Source organism: Muriicola sp. (assembly GCF_041567615.1).
In the GTDB taxonomy this organism is placed as follows: Bacteria; Bacteroidota; Bacteroidia; order Flavobacteriales; family Flavobacteriaceae; genus Muriicola.
This window is the reverse complement of the sequence record NZ_JBFGBM010000203.1, coordinates 1-4,115: the sequence shown is the minus strand read 5'-3', so window position 1 is coordinate 4,115 and position 4,115 is coordinate 1. Positions and strand designations below refer to the sequence as shown.

The window sequence follows — 4,115 nt, the reverse complement described above, 5'->3', positions numbered from 1 at the left end:
GATCTGTTCCCGTCCGTCGAGTGTAAAATTCCTCCCGAGTCCGTCTCCCCCGAGGAAAAATCGCTCGAAAGGTACCTCTCCCACATCGCTGTTGTAATTGCCGAGGAAGCCGAATTCCACATTCGTCCTCAACACCAGCTTGTCTACCAGCCGGGTATACCAGTCGCCCCTGAATTTGACCTTGTAGTATTCCAGCCACCGGAAACGTTCCTGGTCTACGCTTTCCAGCTCATTCCGTTCTGCTATCGTAAGATCGCTTCCGGCCAGCCTTCGTTCAGTCTGCAATTCGGTAAGCTCTTCGCTCCTGGCTTTCAGGGCAGCGAAATCCTTGTCGCTGAAGAGAGAGTAAGGCGGGGTGAATTTCGCGGTTACTTCAAAGATAGAACCGGTGATGGGATAGATCCTGCCCGGACCGGCAGAGCTCCTGGAGATTCCGAAGGTATACGCCAGGGAATTCGACTGACCATTTCCGAAATTAAAGAGTCCCGTCCTGTAATTCCTGAAATCGTAGAGCTGGTAACTCAGGGCGTGTGATACCGTAAAAAAGTCGTCAGGCCATTGTACCCTTTTGGCGAGTCCGAGGGTAACCCCCGTGATGGAGAACTGCTGATTTTTGTCTACTTCTATCCGACCGTTGTTGCCGAAAGAAGCGAGAAATTGCTGCGTCCTGGACAGGGACATATTGAAGCGGACGGGTTTCTTCCCTCCCAGCCAGGGTTCGGAGAAATTCAGGCTGTACACCCTGAAGGTACGGCTGGCCTGCAACCTGAGCGCAAAGGTCTGTCCGTCTCCCATGGGAACCGGCCTGTAGGCCTCCCCGTTAAAGAGGTTCTGTATGGAAAAGTTGTTAAACGAGAGTCCGAGCGTCCCGATAAAACCGCCGCCACCGTAACCTCCCTGTAATTCGATCTGACTCGAGCCGGACTCCACCAGGCTGTATGCCAGATCTACGGTCCCTGAGTTGGGGTCGGGATTCTGGATGTCCGGGGCGATCTGCTCCGGATCAAAGAATCCCAGCTGCCCGAGTTCTCGGACACTTCGGATGATATTTTCCTTGCTGTACTTCTGGCCGGGCCTGGTTCGGATCTCCCGGAAGATGACATGGTCATTGGTCTTGTCGTTCCCCGTGACGGTCACATGGTTCAGGAAGGTCTCCTTCCCTTCGATGATCCTGATCTCGAAGTTGATGGTGTCATTCTCTGCTGAGACTTCCACCGGGTTGATCTGGGAGAACAGGTAGCCGTTGTTCTGATAGAGGTTGGTCAGGTCATTAGCATCGGGCTTGCTGTCGTCGGCAATTCGCTCACGCAGGAGCACCCCGTTGTAGGTGGATCCTTTTTTGATCCCGAGTACCTGGGAAAGCTGGCGGTCTGTGTATACGGAGTTCCCGACAAAGTCGATATCCCCGAAGTAGTACTTGTTCCCTTCCTCCACCTTGATGGTGATCCGGATGTTCTCATCATTGACCCGTTCAATGGTATCAGAAAGGACGCGGGCATCCCTGTATCCGTTCTCGGCGTACTTATCGATCAGGGACGACAGGTCTTCCTTGTAATCTTCAGGAATGTACTTGGATTTCTTCCAGAACCGACCCAGTCGTTTGCGTTTGGTGTTCTTGAGGGCTTTACGCAGCGACCTGTTCGACAGTTCTTCGTTCCCTTCAAAAACGATCTGAGAGATCTTTACCTTATTTCCCTTACTGACATTGATGACCATGCTCTCCGCATTGGTCTCTGAGGTGTCCCTGGAGGTAACAATGGTCGCTTTGGCATTGAGGTAACCCTGTTTCTTGTATTTGTTCTGAAGGTAATTCTTGGTGTTAGCGATAAGGCTCTCCGTGATCTTCTTCCCCTTCTTGAGGTCCGTGTCCTTGATGATCTCGTCTACCTTTCGCTTCTTTACTCCGTAGATAGTGACCTTTGAGAGGGTGGGCCGTTCCTTGATATTGAGTTCGAGGTAAATGTCTTCCCCCTCTATCCTGGTGATATAGAAGGTGATGTCACTGAACAATTCGAGCCCCCATAATTTTTTGAGCACGTCACTAATCTGGTCTCCGGGCACGGTGATCAGCTGTCCTTCCCTCAACCCGGTGTAGGTTTTGACGGTTTGTTCGTTATAGCTTTGGAGGCCGGTCACTTCCAGACTTTTGAGGATGTACTTTTTGCCCTCGTCGTAAGGAATATCCTGTGACAGGAGGTTGCCGGAACACAAAAGATAAAGGAAGATAAAAAGGAGGCTTCTGAAGAAGAAACTATTCACCCCATTAATTGAGTTGTTCGCTTGTTTTTCCAAATCGTCGTTCTCTGTTCTGGTAATTCTTTAAAGCTTCTGCCAAATGTTCCCCTCGAAAATCGGGCCAAAAGACGTCTGTAAAAAACAATTCGGCATAGGCGATCTGCCAAAGCAAAAAATTGCTTATCCGATGTTCTCCACTGGTACGAATAAGCAAATCGACATCCGGCAGGTTGTGCGTGTAAAGATGACTATTAATAATGGCATCATCAATATCGCCGGGCGAAATTATATTATTTTTAACTTTGAAACTAATTTCCTGTACGGCATGCCTGATTTCTTCTCTGGCGCCGTAACTCAAAGCGAGGGTTAGCACCATAGCTGTATTCCCAGAAGTTTTCTCGATCACCTCCAGTAATTCCCCATAAGCCTTGGGCGGAAGGGATTCGATCCTGCCGATGGCATTGAGCCTGATATTGTTCTTATTCAGGGTTTTGAGTTCTTTCTTCAGGGAGGAGACCAGGAGGTTCATCAGGGTGTCGACCTCCAGTTTGGGACGTTTCCAGTTTTCGGTGGAGAAGGCGTAAAGCGTGAGGTATTCGATCCCGATCTTCGCACAGTTCTCCACGGTTTCCCGCACAGATTTGACGCCATTCTCATGGCCGAAGATCCGGAGTTTTCCCCTCTGTTTTGCCCATCGGCCATTACCGTCCATGATAATAGCCAAATGAGTGGGTAGTGGACCCGCTTTTAATTCTTCTATAGTGTTCATCCTTTTACTTAGTCAAAGCAATCTGAGCAGACCACCCTGCCAAAGGTGTAGGTCAGGGTAATCCCCGAGAATACATACCAGTCGTCACTCAATATATTCCCGAACCGGAATTGCTCAAAATTCGACCCCTCGGGGTTACTAGCATCCAGATTGTCCGTAAAGGTGTACCGGGCACCAACCTCTGCCCCCAGGATCAGGTACTGGTTCAGCCTCAGTTTCGCCCCCACGGTCATGGGGATGGCAAACGAACCGTCTTTCTGGCCTGTTTCCTGCAGGGCGCCGGCGTCGAAATAATTAAAATCATAGCGAAAATACGCAATTCCTGTGTATAGATAAGGGGTAAATGCCTGAGAAAGTGAATGAAGGTTGTATTCCACAAAGTTCAATTCGAGTCCGGCAGACACCTCCAGGAGGTTATGATCGAGTATAAAACCCCTTTGACGCCTGGAAGCCATGTCCGACTTGGCATCATCTGCGGTAAAGGAACCGTAAAGGGCACTTGCCCGCCATGCGTAACGCTTGCTCTTATTCCACTTAAAGACTCCGCCAAATGCCGGACCTGAGGGAGAGATGAAGTTCATCCGCCCCACGTCCCCAATATTGTTCAAACCCCCGCCCATAAGGCCGACCTCAAAGGTCTGCCCCTGTGTCTGAAAGGCCACAAAGGCGAGAAATATGCACAGGAAAGCTCTCATCTCCTTAAAAAAGGGGCAAATATAAGCCATATTACCGGTTGGGCTCGACAAAGACAAGGACTTTTGTTTTTTTGATAAACAGGGAATTGAGTTATTTATTGTTTGGGATCAGTTGCGTTTGTCCTGTCCCCACAACAATTTATTGCGGATGGTCTTCAGGAAGCTTTCCGAAGAATACTCAATCATTTTAATGGTAAAGTCGGCCTTTTTGATCAGCAATTCCTTCCCGTTATCAATGGTTGCCAGCCTCGAATCCAGAGAAACCATGTGCTGGTCTTCCCGTCCGGAGACCTTGATCCTGATCTCAGTATCATCTGAAATGACGAGGGGTCTTGCATTCAGGTTATGAGGTGCGATGGGTGTGATGACCAGGGACTGGGCTGTAGGCGTCATCACCGGCCCCCCGCAACTCAGCG

At 49.7% G+C, this 4,115-nt stretch carries 3 protein-coding genes and 1 pseudogene; all 4 read right to left on the bottom strand.

The window, feature by feature from the left end; all coding sequences use genetic code 11:
• Window positions 1-2,259, bottom strand: a 2,259-nt coding sequence (locus ABYP73_RS11800; RefSeq protein WP_372974453.1) for an outer membrane protein assembly factor, incomplete at its 3' end; no start/stop codon positions are given.
• A gap of 4 nt (window positions 2,260-2,263) precedes the next feature.
• Window positions 2,264-3,004: an isoprenyl transferase gene (locus ABYP73_RS11795; RefSeq protein WP_372974452.1), complete on the bottom strand. Its 741-nt coding sequence runs from the start codon at window positions 3,002-3,004 to the stop codon at window positions 2,264-2,266.
• A gap of 8 nt (window positions 3,005-3,012) precedes the next feature.
• Window positions 3,013-3,699, bottom strand: a complete 687-nt coding sequence (locus ABYP73_RS11790) for a DUF6089 family protein (RefSeq protein ID WP_372974454.1) — start codon at window positions 3,697-3,699, stop codon at window positions 3,013-3,015.
• Window positions 3,700-3,807: 108 nt separating this feature from the next.
• Window positions 3,808-4,115 (bottom strand): annotated as a pseudogene (ppnK, locus tag ABYP73_RS11785) (NAD(+) kinase); the annotation flags it as partial.